Source organism: Acidimicrobiales bacterium (assembly GCA_035533595.1).
Taxonomy (GTDB): Bacteria; Actinomycetota; Acidimicrobiia; order Acidimicrobiales; family Bog-793; genus DATLTN01.
In genome coordinates this window covers 34,163-51,356 of record DATLTN010000045.1, presented here as the reverse complement: position 1 = coordinate 51,356, position 17,194 = coordinate 34,163, and the positions used below count along the sequence as shown (strand labels likewise).

Annotated in this window: 15 protein-coding genes and 1 tRNA gene; 13 read left to right on the top strand and 3 right to left on the bottom strand. The window is 73.5% G+C overall.

Features of this window, described 5'->3' with window-relative positions:
* Together VNF07_08660 and VNF07_08655 are read left to right on the top strand one after the other, a co-directional pair.
* Window positions 1-344, top strand: a 344-nt coding sequence (locus tag VNF07_08660) for a hypothetical protein (protein ID HVB06297.1), incomplete at its 5' end; no start/stop codon positions are given.
* Entirely contained in the window at window positions 341-1,639 is a 1,299-nt protein-coding gene (locus tag VNF07_08655) for a universal stress protein (GenBank protein ID HVB06296.1), read from the top strand. The genes VNF07_08660 and VNF07_08655, both read left to right, overlap by 4 nt.
* Window positions 1,640-1,651: 12 nt before the next feature.
* Here VNF07_08655 and VNF07_08650 read toward each other — a convergent pair whose 3' ends face one another.
* Window positions 1,652-2,200, bottom strand: coding sequence for a hypothetical protein (locus VNF07_08650; protein HVB06295.1), 549 nt, complete (start codon window positions 2,198-2,200; stop codon window positions 1,652-1,654).
* A 168-nt stretch (window positions 2,201-2,368) separates the two neighbouring features.
* Window positions 2,369-2,440, bottom strand: a tRNA-Arg gene (locus tag VNF07_08645).
* Window positions 2,441-2,529: 89 nt separating this feature from the next.
* On the opposite strand from VNF07_08645, the gene argS reads away from it, so the two are divergent.
* The 10 genes from argS to VNF07_08595 all read left to right on the top strand — a co-directional run bounded on the left by argS (window position 2,530) and on the right by VNF07_08595 (window position 14,970).
* Window positions 2,530-4,254 (top strand): arginine--tRNA ligase, encoded by a 1,725-nt coding sequence (gene argS / locus VNF07_08640; protein HVB06294.1) that lies wholly within the window; start codon window positions 2,530-2,532, stop codon window positions 4,252-4,254.
* The gene (gene lysA, locus VNF07_08635) at window positions 4,254-5,534 is read left to right on the top strand and encodes a diaminopimelate decarboxylase (GenBank protein ID HVB06293.1); all 1,281 of its coding nucleotides are present in this window, start codon (window positions 4,254-4,256) and stop codon (window positions 5,532-5,534) included. The genes argS and lysA overlap by 1 nt, the downstream gene beginning before the upstream one ends.
* A gap of 17 nt (window positions 5,535-5,551) precedes the next feature.
* On the top strand, window positions 5,552-6,862 hold the full coding sequence (locus tag VNF07_08630; GenBank protein ID HVB06292.1) for a homoserine dehydrogenase: 1,311 nt from the start codon (window positions 5,552-5,554) through the stop codon (window positions 6,860-6,862).
* Window positions 6,859-7,926 (top strand): threonine synthase, encoded by a 1,068-nt coding sequence (gene thrC, locus VNF07_08625; protein ID HVB06291.1) that lies wholly within the window; start codon window positions 6,859-6,861, stop codon window positions 7,924-7,926. The genes VNF07_08630 and thrC overlap by 4 nt, the downstream gene beginning before the upstream one ends.
* A 47-nt stretch (window positions 7,927-7,973) precedes the next feature.
* Window positions 7,974-9,911, top strand: coding sequence for an alpha/beta hydrolase domain-containing protein (locus VNF07_08620; GenBank protein HVB06290.1), 1,938 nt, complete (start codon window positions 7,974-7,976; stop codon window positions 9,909-9,911).
* A 325-nt stretch (window positions 9,912-10,236) separates the two neighbouring features.
* Window positions 10,237-12,111, top strand: coding sequence for a transcription termination factor Rho (gene rho / locus VNF07_08615; GenBank protein ID HVB06289.1), 1,875 nt, complete (start codon window positions 10,237-10,239; stop codon window positions 12,109-12,111).
* A 46-nt stretch (window positions 12,112-12,157) separates the two neighbouring features.
* Window positions 12,158-12,370, top strand: coding sequence for a 50S ribosomal protein L31 (gene rpmE, locus VNF07_08610; GenBank protein HVB06288.1), 213 nt, complete (start codon window positions 12,158-12,160; stop codon window positions 12,368-12,370).
* A gap of 56 nt (window positions 12,371-12,426) precedes the next feature.
* Window positions 12,427-13,521, top strand: coding sequence for a peptide chain release factor 1 (prfA, locus tag VNF07_08605; GenBank protein HVB06287.1), 1,095 nt, complete (start codon window positions 12,427-12,429; stop codon window positions 13,519-13,521).
* A complete protein-coding gene (prmC, locus tag VNF07_08600) occupies window positions 13,518-14,357 on the top strand; it encodes a peptide chain release factor N(5)-glutamine methyltransferase (GenBank protein HVB06286.1) in 840 nt (279 codons plus the stop codon). The genes prfA and prmC overlap by 4 nt, the downstream gene beginning before the upstream one ends.
* The gene (locus VNF07_08595) at window positions 14,344-14,970 is read left to right on the top strand and encodes an L-threonylcarbamoyladenylate synthase (GenBank protein ID HVB06285.1); all 627 of its coding nucleotides are present in this window, start codon (window positions 14,344-14,346) and stop codon (window positions 14,968-14,970) included. Before prmC ends, VNF07_08595 begins: the two co-directional genes overlap by 14 nt.
* Here VNF07_08595 and VNF07_08590 read toward each other — a convergent pair.
* Window positions 14,945-15,721 carry an ABC transporter permease gene (locus VNF07_08590; protein HVB06284.1) on the bottom strand — a complete coding sequence of 259 codons (777 nt, stop codon included), beginning with the start codon at window positions 15,719-15,721 and terminating at the stop codon, window positions 14,945-14,947. The two genes, VNF07_08595 and VNF07_08590, sit on opposite strands and share 26 nt — an antisense overlap.
* 134 nt (window positions 15,722-15,855) lie before the next feature.
* On the opposite strand from VNF07_08590, the gene glyA reads away from it, so the two are divergent.
* Window positions 15,856-17,154: a serine hydroxymethyltransferase gene (glyA, locus tag VNF07_08585; GenBank protein ID HVB06283.1), complete on the top strand. Its 1,299-nt coding sequence runs from the start codon at window positions 15,856-15,858 to the stop codon at window positions 17,152-17,154.
* The last annotated feature ends 40 nt before the right edge of the window (window positions 17,155-17,194 follow it).

The window sequence follows — 17,194 nt, the reverse complement described above, 5'->3', positions numbered from 1 at the left end:
CGAGCGGCGCGGAGCTCACCCTCGACGTGCTCGACGGGCGCGACCCCCTCGGCTACCCGCTCGGGCTGCAGGCGGCCGAGCTCGTCGGCGACGCGCCCTCCGCCTCGAGCGACACCGTCGACTTCCGCCTCCGCTCGCCGGGCGCCGGGGCGCGCCGCCTGCACCTCGACGGCCCGTGCGGCGAACGGGCGGCGCGCTGTAGGGGGGCGTTCCCGCTCGTCTTCTGCCCCGAGGTGCGCGGCAGCTCCGCGCTCTACGGGCCCGGGCTGTGCCTCACCGGCCGCGTCGACCGTGAGCTTCCTCCGGGTCGCGGCGACGGCGACGGAGCAGGGGAGCCGTGGTGAGCGGGCGGCTGACCGGGAGCCTCGAACAGCTGGCCCGCGCCGGGCGCGAGGCTGGGATGCGACGAACCGGCACCGCGCCGGTCGACGAGTTCGTCGCGCCCGAGGTGGACGAGGTGTCGTCGTTGGAGGGGGGCGAGCTGCCGTCGGTGGAGGGCCTCACCGCCGAGGAGGTGGAGTCGGCCGGCCACTTCCGCCTCTACCTCGGAGCGGCGGCCGGCGTCGGCAAGACCTACGCGATGCTCGACGAGGCCAGACGCCGCGCCGAGCGCGGCGCCGACGTCGTCGTCGCCTACGTCGAGTGCCACGGGCGGCGGCACACCGAGGAGCGCCTCGCCGGTCTCGAGGTCGTCGCGCGCCGCGCCGTCGAGTACCGCGGCGGGACCTTCGAGGAGATGGACCTCGCCGCGGTGCTCGCCCGCCACCCGCAGCTCGCACTCGTCGATGAGCTCGCGCACACCAACGTGCCCGGCTCGGGCGATCACCCCAGGCGCTGGCAGGACGTGCTCGAGCTCCTCGACGCGGGGATCGACGTCATCTCCACCGTCAACATCCAGCACCTCGAGAGCATCGCCGACGCGGTCGAGCAGATGACAGGGGCCCGGGTGCGCGAACGGGTGCCCGACTGGGTCGTGCGCCGCGCCGACCAGATCGAGCTCGTCGACTCCTCTCCCGAGCAGCTCCGCCGGCGCATGATCCACGGCAACATCTACCCTCCACAGAAGGTCCATCAGGCCCTCACGCACTTCTTCCAGACCGACAACCTCGTGGCACTGCGCGAGCTCGCGCTGCGCTTCCTCGCCGACGAGACCGAGGAGGAGCTCCTCGAGCACCTGCACAAGCGCCACGCGGACCAGCTCTGGGAGACGGCCGAGCGGATCATGGTCGGGGTCACCGCCGCTCCGGGGACCGACGGCCTGCTGCGGCGGGCGGCGCGCATCGCGGCGCGCATGAAGAGCGAGCTCGACGTCGTGCACATTGCGACCGGTGACGCCTCGCGTCGGGACGAGACGGCGATCGCCGCGCTGCGCACCCTCACCGAGGACCTCGGTGCCCGCTGGCACGAGATCTCCGGGAACGACCCGGCGCGGGCGCTGATCGGCTTCGCGCGCGAGCACCAGATCACCCAGCTCGTGATCGGCTCCAGCCAGCGCAGCCGTCTCCAGGAGCTCCTCGGCGGCGGCTCCATCGTCCGCAAGGTGCAGCGCATGGCGGGCGCCTCCCAGATCGACGTGCACACGATCGCCCGCCGGGACCACCTGAAGGGCCTCGCCGCCCCCGAGCAGGAGGAGAGCTGAGCTCCGGCGCGCTCACAGCTCGGCGGTGAGGCTCCCACCGACGAGCACGGCGTCGGGCCGCGCGCCGGGGTCCTCGCTCGGAAAGCAGAGCACGCCGCAGCCGACGAGGGAGACGCCGGGGCGCTCGAGGGGCCGCGACGGCGTGTCCTTCGGCGTCGGGAGCAAGTGGTGCGGCAGGGTGGCGAGGATGTCGTCGGGGTCCGAGGCGTAGAGGTAGGCGCTCGCGCCGGGGTGCATCTCCTTCGCGCGGCCAACCGTCACGAGCCATTCGAGGAGCTCGATCGGATGGCGCAGCAGGCGCCTGCCGCCCGGGCCGGCTGCGGGGTCGAGGAGGTAGTCGGCCCAGTCGGGGTCGCCGGCGGCCACCCGGGAGGAGAGGGCCGCGGTCGCCGCCGCGCCGGCGAGGTCGGCTGGGAGCGGCGGGGGAGCCGGGCGGCCGACGAGTGGGTGCAGGTAGCAGTGGCCCGCGCGGTCGACGAACGAGCACCCGGCGTCGCGGAGCACGCGCTGGGCGGGGCGCGGCAGGTACTCGGCGACCACCACCGCGAGCGACCACCTCATCGCTCCACGATGCCCCTGCGCCGCCCCAAGCGCGCACCGGCGCCTGGGGCGCCGCCGTCGACCCGACGGGAGGGGCCGAGGTGACGAGCTCCGAATGCCCCGACACGACCCCCGAACCCACCGAGTTGAAGGTCCGGGGTGGTTCCGATGTCGCGCGACATCACAGGGTGCCCCCGGCAGGATTCGAACCTGCGCACCCGGCTCCGGAGGCCGGTGCTCTATCCCCTGAGCTACGAGGGCCCGCGGGGAGGGCCGCGGCGCTCCGCCGACTCTTCCCCGCGGCATGGTAGCCGGAGGGCGTCGGGTCGCCCGTCTGCGACGATAAGGAGATGGTGAGCCTCCTCGATACCGTGGCGCAACGCCTGCAGCCCGCCTTCGACGCCCTCGAGCCCGGCGCGGACCCGATCCTGCGCCTCTCCGAGCACGCGGACGCCCAGGTGAACGGCGTGCTCGGGCTCGCCAAGCGCCTCGGCCGCCCGCCACGCGAGGTCGCCGAGGAGATCGTCGCGCGCAGTGACCTCGCCGGGCTCTGCGAGCAGATCGAGATCGCGGGCCCCGGCTTTCTCAACCTCACCTTCTCGGCGGCCTTCCTCGGCCGCCACCTGGAGGCGCTCGCCGCCGACGGGCATCTCGGCGTGCGGCAAAGCGACGCCGACGGGACCGTCGTCGTCGACTACGGGGCGCCGAACGTCGCGAAGGAGATGCACGTCGGCCACCTGCGCTCGGCGATCATCGGTGACGCCCTCGCGCGCCTGCTCGACTACTCCGGCAGTCGCGTGATCCGCGAGAACCACATCGGCGACTGGGGCACGCCCTTCGGGATGCTCATCGAGCACTCGCTCGACATCGGCGAGGCCGAGGCGGCGCGCGAGATCGCGCTCGGCGACCTGAACGCCTTCTACCAAGAGGCGCGCAAGGCCTTCGACGGCGATCCGGAGTTCGCCGAGCGCTCGCGCCGCCGCGTGGTGCTGCTGCAGTCCGGCGACCCAGAGACGATGCGCCTCTGGGCGCGCCTCGTCGAGGACAGCATCCGCTACTTCAGCGTGGTCTTCTCGCGCCTCGGGGTGCTGCTCACCCCGGACGACGTGCGCGGCGAGAGCGCCTACAACGACCTCCTTCCCGGGGTCGTCGAGGCGCTCGCCGACAAGGGTCTGCTGGTCGAGAGCGAAGGGGCGCTCTGCGTCTTCCCGCCGGGCTTCAGCAACCGCGAGGGGGAGGCGCTCCCGGTCATCGTCCGCAAGTCCGACGGTGGCTACAACTACGCGGCGACCGACCTCGCCTGCATCAGGGACCGCACCGACCGTCTCGGTGCCGACCTCATCCTCTACGTCGTCGGTGCCCCGCAGTCCCAGCACTTCGAGATGGTCTTCGCCGTCGCCGCCATGGCCGGGTGGCTCGACGAGGAGCGGCGCGCGGTGCACGTCGCCTTCGGCTCGGTGCTCGGCGAGGACCGCAAGATGTTCCGCACCCGAAGCGGTGAGTCGACCAAGCTCATCGACCTCCTCGACGAGGCGGTCGAGCGCGCCCTTGCGGTCGTGCGCGAGAAGAACCCCGCGCTCGACGAGGCGGCCGCCTCCGCCGTCGCCGAGGCGATCGGCATCGGCGCGGTGAAGTATGCGGACCTCTCGACCGAGCGGACGCGGGACTACGTCTTTGACTGGGACCGGATGCTCGCCTTCGAGGGCAACACCGCTCCCTACCTGCAGTACGCGCACGCACGGATCTGCTCGATCTTCCGGCGCGCCGCCGCCGAAGGTGCGCCGCCCCGCGCCTTCGGCCGCCCGCAGGAGGCCGCCGAGCGGGCCCTCGTCCTCTGTCTCTCGGCCTTCGGGGACGCCGTCGCCTCGGCGATCGCGGCGTACGGCCCGCACCGCCTCTGCACCTATCTCTACGAGCTGGCCGGCACCTTCACCTCCTTCTACGAGCACTGCCCGGTGCTGCGCGCCGGGGAGGAGGCGACCGTCGCCCGCCGCCTCGGCCTCTGCGAGCTCACCCGCCGGGTGCTCGCCCAGGGCCTCGAGCTGCTCGGCATCGCCGCGCCCGAGCAGATGTGATGGCCGCGACCGCGCCGATCGCCCGCCACCTCCTCCCCGACGGCGCGGCCGTGGGAAAGGGCGGTGAGCTTACGGTCGCGGGGGTGGCGCTCTCGGCCGTCGCCGAGGAGTTCGGGACCCCCTTCTTCCTCTACGACGAGCAGCACCTGCGCGCCCGCTGCCGCGAGGCGGTCGCCGCCTTCGGCCCCGGCGCCGCCTACGCGACCAAGGCCTTCCTCTGCAAGGCGATGGCGGCGCTCGCCGCCGAGGAGGGGATGACCCTCGACGTCGCCACCGGGGGCGAGCTCGCGGTCGCGCTCGCCGCGGGGGTCGACCCGGCGCTCCTCGTCCTGCACGGCAACAACAAGTCCGACGAGGAGCTCGCCGCCGCCTTCGGCGCCGGGGTCGGGCGCATCATCGTCGACTCCTTCGAGGAGATCCGCCGCCTCGAGCGCCTCGCGCCCGCCAAGGGCGCGCAGCGCGTCTCGCTGCGGGTCACGCCCGGCGTGGAGGCGCACACCCACGAGTTCGTGATGACCGGGCAGGAGGACTCGAAGTTCGGCTTCTCGCTCGCCTCCGGGGCGGCCGCCGAGGCGTTGCGGGCGCTGCACAAGGTGCCGGGCATCGTCGCCGACGGCGCGCACGCGCACATCGGCAGTCAGATCTTCCGCCTCGACGCCTTCGAGCGCGAGGTCGCGGTGCTCGCGCCCTTCATCGTCGACAACGGCCTCACCGAGCTCTCGGTCGGCGGCGGCCTCGGCGTCGCCTACCTGAACGACGAGCACGCCCCCTCGATCAGCAAGTGGGCCGAGGTCGTGCGCGGCGCCTGCGCGAGCGCGGGCATCCCCTCGTCGGTCCTCCTCTCCGCCGAGCCCGGCCGGGCGATCGTCGCCAGCGCCGGGCTGACCTGCTACCGCGTCGGGACGATCAAGGAGCTCCCCGGGATCCGCACCTACCTCGCGGTCGACGGCGGGATGAGCGACAACCCCCGCCCGGTGCTCTACGGCAGCGGCTACGAGGCCTTCCTCCCCCGCAGCCCCGACGCCGAGCGGCCACTCGCGGCGCGCATCGTCGGCAAGCACTGCGAGTCCGGGGACGTCCTCGTCCACGAGGCGTTCCTGCCGGGCGACGTCGCCGTGGGGGACCTCCTCGTGACGCCGGTCACCGGTGCCTACGGCTTTTCGATGGCCTCGAACTACAACCGCCTCGCCCGCCCGCCCGTGCTCTTCGCCCGCGACGGCGAGGTGCGCGCCGTCGTGCGGCGCGAGTCGATCGAGGACCTGCTCCGTCTGGAGCCCTGATTCGATACCTTGTGCCGATGGCCAGCGCCGATGTCGTGCGTGTCGGGCTGCTCGGCTGCGGCAACGTCGGCGGCGCGCTCGTCGACGTCGTCGACCACGACGGAGCGGCGATCGCCGCCCGCACCGGCGTGCACCTCGAGATCACCCGCATCGCGGTGCGCAACGTCGCCCGCGCACGGGTGCCGGCGCTCGCTCCCGACCGCCTCACCCACGACGCGGCGGCGCTCGCCGTCGACCCCGAGATCGACGTCGTCGTCGAGCTGATCGGCGGCATCGAGCCGGCGCGCGGGCTGGTCGTGGACGCGCTGCGCGCCGGCAAGCCGGTCGTCACGGCGAACAAGGAGCTGCTCGCGAACTTCGGCGAGGAGCTCTACCGGGCGGCGGAGGAGGGCGGCAGCGCGCTCTACTGCGAGGCGGCGGTCGGTGGCGCGATCCCCCTCTTGCGGGCGCTGCGGGTCTCGCTCGCCGGTGAGCCGATCAAGCGTGTGATGGGCATCGTCAACGGCACGACGAACTACATCCTCTCCCGGATGAGCGAGGAGCGGATCTCCTACGCCGAGGCGCTCGCCGAGGCAGAGCGCCTCGGTTACGCCGAGCGCGACCCCTCGGCCGACGTCGAGGGCTTCGACGCCTCGGCCAAGGCGGCGATCCTCGCGAGCATCGCCTTCAACACCGAGGTCGTCGCCGGCGACGTCTACCGCGAGGGGATCGAGACCATCGACGTCGCCGACATCGACTTCGCCAGCCGCCTCGGCTACGCGGTGAAGCTCCTCGCCGTCGCCGAGGACACGACCCCCGCCGGTGCCGCGCAGAAGACGATCGGCGTCAGGGTGCACCCCGCGATGGTCCCCCTCGAGCACCCCCTCGCCGGGGTGCGGGGCGCCTTCAACGCCGTCTTCGTCGAGGGCGAGCACGCCGGCGAGCTGATGTTCTACGGCCGCGGGGCCGGTGGGCGCCCGACGGCCTCGGCCGTGCTCGGCGACCTCCTCGACGCGGCGCGCAGCGCGCGCCTCGGACCCCTCCCGCCGCGCCCGCCGGTGCAGAAGGTGGAGATCCGGCCGATCGACGAGCTGCACGCGCAGTACTACCTGACGATCGACGTCGCCGACCGCCCGGGCGTGCTCTCCGCGGTCGCCTCACTCTTCGGCGAGCACGGCGTGTCGATCCGCTCGATGGAGCAGGTGGGCCTGGCCGCCGAGGCGCGGCTCGTCTTCATCACCCACCTGGCGCGCGAGGCGGACATCCAGGCGACGCTCGCGGGGCTGCGAGAGCTCGACGCCGTCGAGCGCATCGGCGGCCTGCTGCGGGTGATCGGCCCGGAGCATTGACCGCCACCGTGCCGGTGGGCGCGCCGCAGGTGCACCGCGGGCTCATCGAGCGCTACCGGGAGCTGCTGCCCGTGAGCGACGCGACACCGGTGATCACCCTCTACGAGGGGAACACCCCCCTCCTCCCCGCGCCGCGCCTCTCCGAGCGCCTCGGCGCAGAGGTCTTCCTGAAGATCGAGGGGGCCAACCCGACCGGCTCCTTCAAGGATCGCGGGATGACCGTGGCGATGTCCAAGGCTGCCGAGAAGGGCGCGAAGGCGGTCGTCTGCGCCTCCACCGGCAACACCTCCGCCTCGGCCGCCGCCTACGCAGCGCGCGCCGGCCTCGCGTGCTTCGTGCTCATCCCCGAGGGGCACATCGCCCTCGGCAAGCTCGCCCAGGCGCTCGTGCACGGGGCGCGCGTCCTGCAGGTGCGGGGCAACTTCGACGTCGCCCTCGAGATCGTGCGCGAGCTCTCCTCGCGCACCCCCATCGAGCTAGTGAACTCGGTGAACCCCTTCCGCATCGAAGGGCAGAAGACGGGAGCCTTCGAGATCGTGGACGTCCTCGGCGACGCGCCGGACGTGCACTGCATCCCCGTCGGCAACGCCGGCAACATCACCGCCTACTGGAAGGGCTACCTCGAGTACCGCGCCGCGGGGCGCGCGACGAAGCTGCCGAGGATGCTCGGCTTCCAGGCGGCGGGCGCCGCGCCGATCGTTCTCGGCCACCCCGTCGAGCACCCCGAGACGATCGCCACGGCGATCCGCATCGGCAACCCCGCCTCCTGGTACGGGGCGACGGCGGCGGCGAGCGAGTCCGGGGGGAGCATCTCCGCGGTGAGCGACGAGGAGATCCTCGCGGCCTACCGCTTCCTCGCCGAGCAGGAGTCCGTCTTCTGCGAGGCGGCCTCCGCGGCCGCCGTGGCGGGCCTGCTGAAGCTCGGGGTGGCGGAAGGGTCGCGGGTCGTCTGCATCCTCACCGGTCACGGCCTGAAGGACCCCGACCTCGCGATCAGCCAGGTGCGCGTGCCCGAGACCGTCGACGCGACCTTCGACGCAGTCGCCGCCACCCTCGAGCTGTGACGGCGGCCGCCTCGCGGTGCCGGTGAGGGTGCGGAAAGGGGTCGACGATGGGCCTTGAGCGGGTCGAGATCACCGAGCGGGAGCCGCTCGCCGGGGCCCCCGAGGGTTACGTGCTGCTGCGCGGCAGGGCGCACTTCGTCCTCGACCCGGCGGCCCCGGCCAACGCCCGCATCGCCGACCTCCCACTCGCGGCGGGGGAGGACGGCCTCGTCCGTTTCTCCTCCGACCTGCTCGTCGCCGAGCCGCCCGGAGGGGCCGCCGCGCCGCTGTTCTACGTCGTCGCGAACCGCGGCCGCGCCGAGGTCCTTCCGCTCGCGCTCGGCGCGGCGCTGCCCGGGCTCCTCCCGCCGGCGCTTGTCACCGAGGCGACGGCCCCCGCGCTCGGGGACGGGCTCCTCCTCCGTCTCGGCTACCGGGTGGTGTGGTGCGGCTGGCAGAGCGACCTGCGCCCCCTCCCCGGGCTCCTCCGCCTCGACGCCCCGCTCGCCCGCGTCGGGGGGGCGAGCCCGCCGGGGCTGCGCGAGACGCGCATCGAAGTGGACCGTGTGCTCCCGAGCGTGCCGCTCATCGACTCGCGCGCCCTCTCGCCGGCGATCGCGCCCGACCCCGTCGCCGATCCCGCGGACCCGGGCGCGCGTCTCCTCGTCCGGCCGCGCACCGGAGGGGCCTTCGAGGTGATCCCCCGCGACCGCTTCCGCTTCGCCCGCGCCCTCGACGGTGCGCTCACCGAGAGCGCCGAGGACCTCGCCCTCGACGGCGGCTTCCTTCCGGAGAACGTCTACGAGCTCTCCTACCACCCCCTCCGCTCCCCGGTGCACGGGGTCGGGCTCAGCGTGGCGCGCGACCTCGTCTCGGCGCTGCGGGAGGACGCCGCGGCCGTCCTCGGCGGGGGAGCCGCGCCGGTCGGGGACACCTTCGCCTTTGGCGTCTCGCAGTCCGGCCGCTACCTCCGCCAGTTCCTCTTCGACGGGCTGAACCTCGACGAGCCCGGCCGCCGGGTCTTCGACGCGATGTTCGTCGACATCGCCGGCGCGCGCCGCGGCGACTTCAACGAGCGCTACGGGCAGGTCTCGGTGAACCGCTCCGAGGGGAGCGGGCTGCACCCCCCGTACGCGGCGGCGCACCCCGACGGCGGCCTCCTCGACCGCCAGCGCGCCCTCGGCGGCTCGCCGAAGGTGATGTTCGTGAACAGCGCCTTTGAGTACTGGCGCCGCGACGCCTCGGCGATCCACACCGAGGTCGACGGCAGCGCCGACCTGCCCGAGGACCCCGAGGTGCGCTGCTATCTGCTCGCCGGCTGCTCGCACGTCGTCGGCCTGCCGGCCCTCGGGGCGCCGGTCGCCCCCACCAACCCGGCGAGCGTGCTCGACCCCATGCCGGCGCTGCGGGCGCTGTTCGTGGCGCTCGCCCGCTGGGTCGGGGAGGGCGTCGAGCCGCCGCGGAGCCGGGTGCCGCGCGTCGGCGACGGGAGCGCGCGGCGGCGCGAGGAGGTGCTCTCCCGCCTCGGCCGCCTGCCGGGGCTCGCCCTCCCGCCGCCGTCGATGATCCCGGTGACGAGCCGCTCGCACCCCGGTGCCGAGGAGAAGGAGGGGGACGGGAGCGTCGCCGCCGAGGACCGGGTGGTCGGCCTCGTCGCCGCCGTCGACGGGGACGGCAACGAGCGCGCCGGCGTCGTCCTCCCCGAGCTCGCGGCGCCGCTGCACACCCACCTCGCCTTCAATCCGCGCGCCGCCCCCGACGGTGGCCTGGTTGACCTCATCGGGACGAGCCTCGCGTTCCCGGTCGACGCCGCGGCGCGCGCCGAGAGCGGCGACCCGCGCCCCGCGGTGAGCGAGCGGTACCCCGACCGCGCCGCCTACCTGCAGGCGCTGCGCAGGGCGGCGCGGGCGCTCGCCGCCGACGCGCTCGTGCTCGCGGAGGACGAGGAGTGGATCGTCGCAGCGGGCGGAGAGCGTTTCGACGCGCTCCTCGGCGGGGCGGGTTGAGGCCATTGCGTTGTCGCCCCCCGGGGGCGGCGATACACTGGCTGTACTTCCTCCGCTCAGGACCGGCGCCGATCGGCGCCGTCGACCCTGGCGGTCGGATCCCGTACTTCTTGAGATCGCACTTCCGGCAGTCCTCCGCGCAGTGTTCGGTCGGGGCCGCAGCCGATGGTGACATCGGTGCCAGGCGGCGACCGGACGGTTCGTCGGTCCTGCACTCCGGGACCGACGGGTGGGCCGCACGCCGAGCCTTCGGCGCCACGCCCGAGCGCTGGATCTCAAGTCCTTTTCCCGCAACTTCCCAAAGTGACAACCAGGAGCAAGACCAATGGTCGCTGAGCAGCTTGAGCGCTCGATCCTTGAACGCAAGGAGCGCGATGAGCTCCACGCCATCGCCACCGCGATGGCCCTCAAACCCGCAGCCCGTCTGAAGAAGGCCGACATCATCGACCTCATCCTGCAGGCGACCGGTGTGGGCCCGGAGGCCGCCGTGGCAGACGGCGCCGCGAGCCCCGCCCCCGACGCGCCGGCGAACGGCGGCCCGAGGCGGCGTCCGCCGCGGGCGCGCGCCGAGGCCGCGGCCGACGCCGACGCCGACGCAGGGGAGGCCCCCGCGGAGCGCGCCCCGACGGCAGAGGACGACGCCGCCGAGGCGCCCGCCGCTGCCGAGGCAGACCAAGGGGCCCCCGCCGATGGCGCCCCAGAGGTGACGACCGAGCAGAACGGTGCCGCGCCGCTCGGCGACACGGCCGAGTTCTCCGCCGAAGGCCCCGCCAAGAGCAACGGGCAGGGCCAGTCGCACCAGAACGGCCAGGGCCAGGGCCAGCGCAACCAGCAGAACCAGCAGAACCAGGGTGGTCCCGGCAACCAGAGCAACCAGGGTGGCCAAGGGGGTCAGGGCAACCAGGGCAACCAGGGTGGTCCCGGCAACCAGAGCAACCAGGGTGGCCAGGGCGGTGGGCAGCTCGACGTGGGCAACCGCCGAGGGCGTCGCCGCCGCGGGCGCGACCGCGAGCGCGTGGGCGGCGAGGGTGCCGCGGCCGCGGACGCGCCCTACTCGGGCGAGCTGATCCCGGTGAAGGGCCTCCTCGACCTCCGCGACGAGGGCTACGGCTTCCTCCGCACCTCCGGCTACCTCGCCAGCCAACGCGACGTCTATGTCTCGGTGAGCCAGGCCCGGCGCTTCGCGCTGCGCCGCGGCGACGCGATCGAGGGGGCGTGCCGCCCCGCCGGGGCGAGCGAGAAGTACCCGGCCCTCGTGCGCATCGACTCCGTCGGCGGGATGAACCCCGAGGAGGCGCGTTTGCGCCCCCGCTTCGAGGACCTCACCCCGCTCTTCCCCGACGAGCAGCTGCACCTCGAGCTCGCCGCCGACCCGACGAACGTGACGGCGCGCATCGTCGACCTCATCTCCCCGATCGGCAAGGGCCAGCGCGGCCTCATCGTCTCGCCGCCGAAGGCCGGCAAGACCACGATCCTGAAGCAGATCGCGCACTCGATCGAGGCCAACGACCCCGAGGTGCACCTCATCGTGCTGCTCGTCGACGAGCGCCCCGAAGAGGTCACCGACATGCGCCGCTCGGTGAAGGGTGAGGTCATCGCCTCGACCTTCGACCGGCCGGCCGACGAGCACACCGCCGTCGCCGAGCTCACGATCGAGCGGGCGAAGCGCCTCGTCGAGCTGGGCAAGGACGTCGTCATCGTCCTCGACGGCATCACCCGGCTCGCGCGCGCCTACAACCTCGCGCAGCCCGCGACGGGGCGGATCATGTCCGGTGGTGTCGACTCCGGCGCCCTCTACCCCCCGAAGCGCTTCTTCGGCGCGGCCCGCAACGTCGAGGAGGGCGGCTCGCTCACGATCCTCGCGACGGCCCTCGTCGAGACCGGCTCACGGATGGACGAGGTGATCTTCGAGGAGTTCAAGGGGACCGGCAACATGGAGCTGCGCCTCGACCGCAAGCTCTCCGAGCGCCGTCTCTACCCCTCGATCGACGTGAACGCGAGCTCGACCCGTCACGAGGAGCTGCTCTTCGACCGTGGCCAGCTGCAGCAGGTCTGGAAGCTCCGCCGGGTGCTGAACGCCCTCTCGAGCGAGGGGAACGTCGCGGCGGGCCTCGAACTGCTCATCGACAAGCTCCGCCAGACCCGCTCCAACGACGAGTTCCTCGCCGAGATCGCGAAGGCACCCGTCCCCAACACCTGACCACCCGCCCGCCCACGGGCACGGCGCCGCTATCCTGGAAGGCACCATGAAGACCGACATCCACCCCGAATACGTCATCGCCTCGGTGCACTGCTCGTGCGGCAACACCTTCACGACGCGCTCGACCAAGGGCGAACTACGCGTGGAGCTCTGCAACGAGTGCCACCCCTTCTACACGGGGAAGCAGAAGCTGGTGGACACCGGTGGCCGTGTCGAGCGCTTCGAGCGCCGCTACGGCAAGCGCTCCTCCAAGCGCTGAGCTGACTCCCCCTCCCCCGGGCGCGCGTCGGGGGACCTGAACCGAACGAGGCCTGCGTGGACCCGAAGGAACAAGGCCGCGCGGAACTGCTGACGAAGGCGGCCGACCTCGAGGCCGAGCACGAGCGGCTGCTCGTGCTGCTCTCGGACCCCGAGCTCGTGCGCGACCGCACCGCCTTCCGGGAGACCTCCCAGCGGCACAAGCAGCTCGAGGACATCGTGCGCGCCCTCACGCTGCTGCGCGGCGCGATCGGCGACGCCGGCGCGGCGCGCGAGATGCTCGACGAGGCGCCGCCGCCCGAGCGCGAGCTCGCTCGCGAGGAGCTGGCCGGCGCCGAGCAGCGCGTCGAGCTGCTCGAGGCGGAGCTGCGGGAGCTGCTGTTGCCGCGCGACCCCAACGACGGGCGCAACGTGATCATCTCGATCCGCGGCGCGGAGGGGGGCGAGGAGGCGAACCTCTTCGGCAAGGACCTCTACGACATGTACCTCCGCTACGCCGACCACCGCGGCTGGCGCACCGAGGCCCTCTCGTTGCAGCTCTCGGACCTCGGGGGGATCGACGAGGCGACCTTTGTCGTGCAGGGCAAGGACGCCTGGCAGCGCCTCAAGTTCGAGGGCGGGGTGCACCGCGTGCAGCGCGTGCCGGTGACCGAGTCCCAGGGCCGGGTGCACACCTCCTCGGCCGCGGTCACGGTCCTCCCCGAGGCCGACGAGGTCGAGGTACAGATCGACGCGAGCGACCTGCGCATCGACGTCTACCGCTCGACGGGGCCGGGGGGCCAGTCGGTGAACACCACCGACTCCGCGGTGCGCATCACCCACCTGCCGACCGGTGTCGTGGTCGCGATGCAGGACGAGAAGAGCCAGATCCAGAACCGCGCCAAGGCGATGACGGTCCTGCGGGCGCGACTGTTGAAGATGGAACAGGACCGCCAGGCCGACGAGCTCAGCCGGGCGCGCCGCGAGCAGGTGGGCACCGGCGGGCGCTCGGAGAAGATCCGCACCTACAACTACAAGGACAACCGCGTCACCGACCACCGCCTCCAAAAGGCGCGCTTCCCGCTCGACCGGGTGCTCGGGGGCGACCTCGACGACCTCGTCGAGGAGCTCGGCGCGAACGAGCGCGCCGAGCAGCTGCACGGCGAGCGTTGAGGCTCGCGGCCCTCTTCGCGCAGCTCGTGGAGGAGCTCGGCGCCCGCCACGAGGCCGTGGTCGTGCTCGAGGAAGCCTCCGGCCAGCGCCTCTCGACCCTCGCCGCGCGCTTCGACGAGGAGGCGCCCGCGAACCTCGTCCAGCGCGCCGGTCGCCTCTCGGCGGCGCGCCGGAGCGGGCTCCCGCTGCAGCACGTCGTCGGCCACTGGGGCTTCCGGACGCTCGACCTCCTGCAGGACCGCCGCGCCCTCGTCGTGCGGCCGGAGACCGAGACCGTCGTCGGGGTCGCCCTCGCCGAGCTCGACGCCAACCCGGCCGGCGCCGGCCGCGCCCTCGACCTCGGGACCGGGAGCGGTGCGATCGCGCTCGCCCTCGGCACCGAGCGCGCCGCGCTGCGGGTGATCGCCACCGACGCCTCGACCGAGGCGCTCGCGCTCGCAGCGGAGAACCGCGCCCGCATGGCGCCGGCCGTCGCCGAGCGCGTGCGGCTCGTCGCCGCCGACTGGTACGCGGGGATCGGCGGTGCTGGGGCGTTCGACCTCATCGTCTCCAACCCCCCCTACGTCGCGGAGCAGGAGTGGGCCGACCTCGAGCCGGTGGTGCGCGAGCACGACCCCCGCGTTGCCCTCGTCGCCGGCGCGAGCGGCCTCGAGGGGGTCGCGGCGGTGCTCGCCGGCGCGGCGTGCCGTCTCGTGGCGGGCGCCCCGCTGGTCTGCGAGATCGGTGACGGGCAGGGCGCCGACGTCCTCGCGCTCGCCGAGGGCGCGGGGGCGACCGCGGCGCGCGTCGAGCGCGACCTCGCCGGAAGGGAGCGGGTCCTCGTTGCGCGCTTCTGAGCCCGCCGCGCCCGGCTCGGACGAGGAGGCGGCGCTCGTCGCCTTGCGCTCGGGCGGCGCCGTCGGCCTCCCGACCGACACCGTCTACGGCCTTGCCGTGCTGCCGGCGCTCCCCGACGCGCTCGAGGAGCTCTTCGCGCTGAAGGGGCGCCCGGAAGCGGTCGCGGTCGCGGTCCTCGTCGCCGACGCCTCCCAGGCCCTCGCGCTCGCCGCCGACCCCGACGGCGGCCTCGGGCGCCTCGCCGAGGCCTTCTGGCCGGGCCCGCTTACCGTCGTCGCCCGACGCGCCGCGGGGGTGGACTACCCCCTCGGTGGTGACCCAGCCTCGATCGGCCTGCGCTGTCCCGACGACGCGCTCGTGCGGCGCCTCGCCGCTTCACTCGGGCCGCTCGCGGTGACGAGCGCCAACCTGCACGGCGAGCCCCCGATCACCGACGCCGGGGTCCTGCGGCGCACCTTCCCGGGGATCGTGGTGGTCGACGGCGGGGTGCGCGACGGCCAGCCCTCGACGGTCGTCTCACTGCTCGACGCGCTGCCCGAGGTGCTGCGTGAGGGGCCGATCGGCGCGCGGGCGCTGTCGGAGGCACTCAGCGGCGACGGGGCTCGAAGCTGAAGCGTCGGACGGCGAGCAGGATCCCGATCGCCGCCCAGATCACGAGCACCCGCAGGTCCGGCCAGGCCCACGGTGAGGCGCCGGGGCTGTGGTCGAAGGCCGCGAAGACGGCGAGCACGAAGTGGCGGATCGGCAGATAGGCGGCGAACTTCGCGAGCCCCGAGGTGCCGGCGATCGGGAACCAGATGCCCGAGATCGCGACGAGAACGAAGAAGACGAGGTTGATGATCGGCGCGCCGGACTCCTGGTTCGGCACGAGCGCGCTCACCCCCACCCCGACCGACACGAAGCAGACGACGCCGACGACGATGGCGATGGGCAGCGCCGCCCAGTTGGTGGCGAGCTGGTCGTGGTAGGCGAAGTGCCCGAGCGCCAGCAGCGCGGCGATCTGCACCGCACAGATCACGAGCACGTTGAGGATCAGGCCGCCGAGGAAGGCCGCCACCGGCAGCGGTGAGAGGCGGAGGCGCTTCAGCTGGCCGTTCTCACGCCGCTGCACGAGGACCAGGCGGTGGTGGAAGTCGCGGGCCGTGCGACGTGCGCTCGGGTCGAAGCCGAGGACGCGCACCTCACCGTTGTCGCCCTTGCGGAAGCCCTCGAGGATCTCGACCGTCGTCGTCTTGCCGGCGCCGTTCGGCCCGAGGAGCGCGAAGACCTGGCCCTGCGGCACCTCGAAGCTGACGTCCTGCACCGCGACGAGGTCGCCGTCGTGCTTGGTGAGGCCCTGCACCGAGATCGCAGGAGCCGCCATCCGGTCGGGACTTACCCGGGCGGTCCTTGGGGAGGGCGTTGGCTATTATCCGCGGTGCCCGGCCCCGAAGCGTTTCGGCGGCATTTGGCGCCGGTCAGGCGCCTCGTCGGCGGGCTGACCCTGGAGGAGCATCCTTGAGCCCATTCGGTGGCGGCGACCTCTCCGCAGACCCGGAGGTGGCACGGATCCTCGGTGACGAGCTCGACCGGCAGCGGACGACGATCCAGCTGATCGCGTCGGAGAACTTCACCTCGCCGGCGGTGCTCGCGGCGACCGCGTCGGTGCTCACGAACAAGTACTCCGAGGGCTACCCCGGGCGCCGCTACTACGGCGGCAACGTCTTCGCTGACGAGGTCGAGGACCTCGCCCGCGAGCGGGCGAAGGACCTCTTCGGCGCCGAGCACGCCAACGTGCAGCCGCACGCCGGCGCGCCCGCCAACCTCGCCGTCTACCTCGCCCTCGCCGAGCCCGGCGACACGATCCTCGCGATGCGCCTCGACCAGGGCGGCCACCTCACCCACGGCTCGCCGGTCTCGATCACCGGCAAGACCTACCGCTTCGTCTCCTACGGGGTGACCCCGGCGGACGACGCAGGCGGCGGCGAGCGCATCGACCTCGACCGGCTGCGCGACCTCGCCCTCGCCGAGCGCCCGCGCATCATCGTCGCCGGCACCACCGCCTACACCCAGATCATCGACCCGGAGCCTTTCCGCGAGATCGCCGACGAGGTCGGGGCGCTGTTCATGTTCGACGCCGCCCACCCCGCCGGGCTGATCGCCGGGGGCGTGCACCCGAGCCCCGTCGGCGTCGCGGACGTCGTCACTTTCACGACCCACAAGACGCTGCGCGGGCCGCGCGGCGGCGCCATCCTCTGCAACGAGGAGCACGCGCGCGCGATCGACGGCGCAGTCTTCCCCGGTCTGCAGGGCGGGCCGCTCGAGCACGTGATCGCCGCCAAGGCGGTCGCCTTCCGCGAGGCGGCGACCGAGGACTTCCGCAGCTACGCGCAGCGCGTGGTGGAGAACGCCGCCGCGCTCGCGGCGGGCCTCGCGGAGGAGGGCTTCCGCCTCGTCTCGGGGGGCACCGCCAACCACCAGGTGATCCTCGACCTGCGCAGCTTCGACGCCGAGCTCACCGGGAAGACCGCGCAGGAGGCGCTCGACCGCGCCGGCATCACCTGCAACCGCAACCAGATCCCCGACGACCCCCGCTCCCCGTTCATCACGAGCGGCCTCCGCCTCGGCTCCGCCGCCGAGACGACCGCCGGCATGGGCGCGGCGCAGATGGGCGAGATCGCCCGCCTGATGGGGAGGGTGCTGCGCGACCACGCATCGGAGGAGAATCTCGCCGCGGTGCGCGAGGAGGTCCGCTCGCTCTGTGGCCACTTCGACCCCTACCCGGACGCGGACCAGCTCGTCGGCGCAGCGCGCTGAGCGCTCCGGCATGAGGCGACGGCGGGGGGAGGGGTCGCCG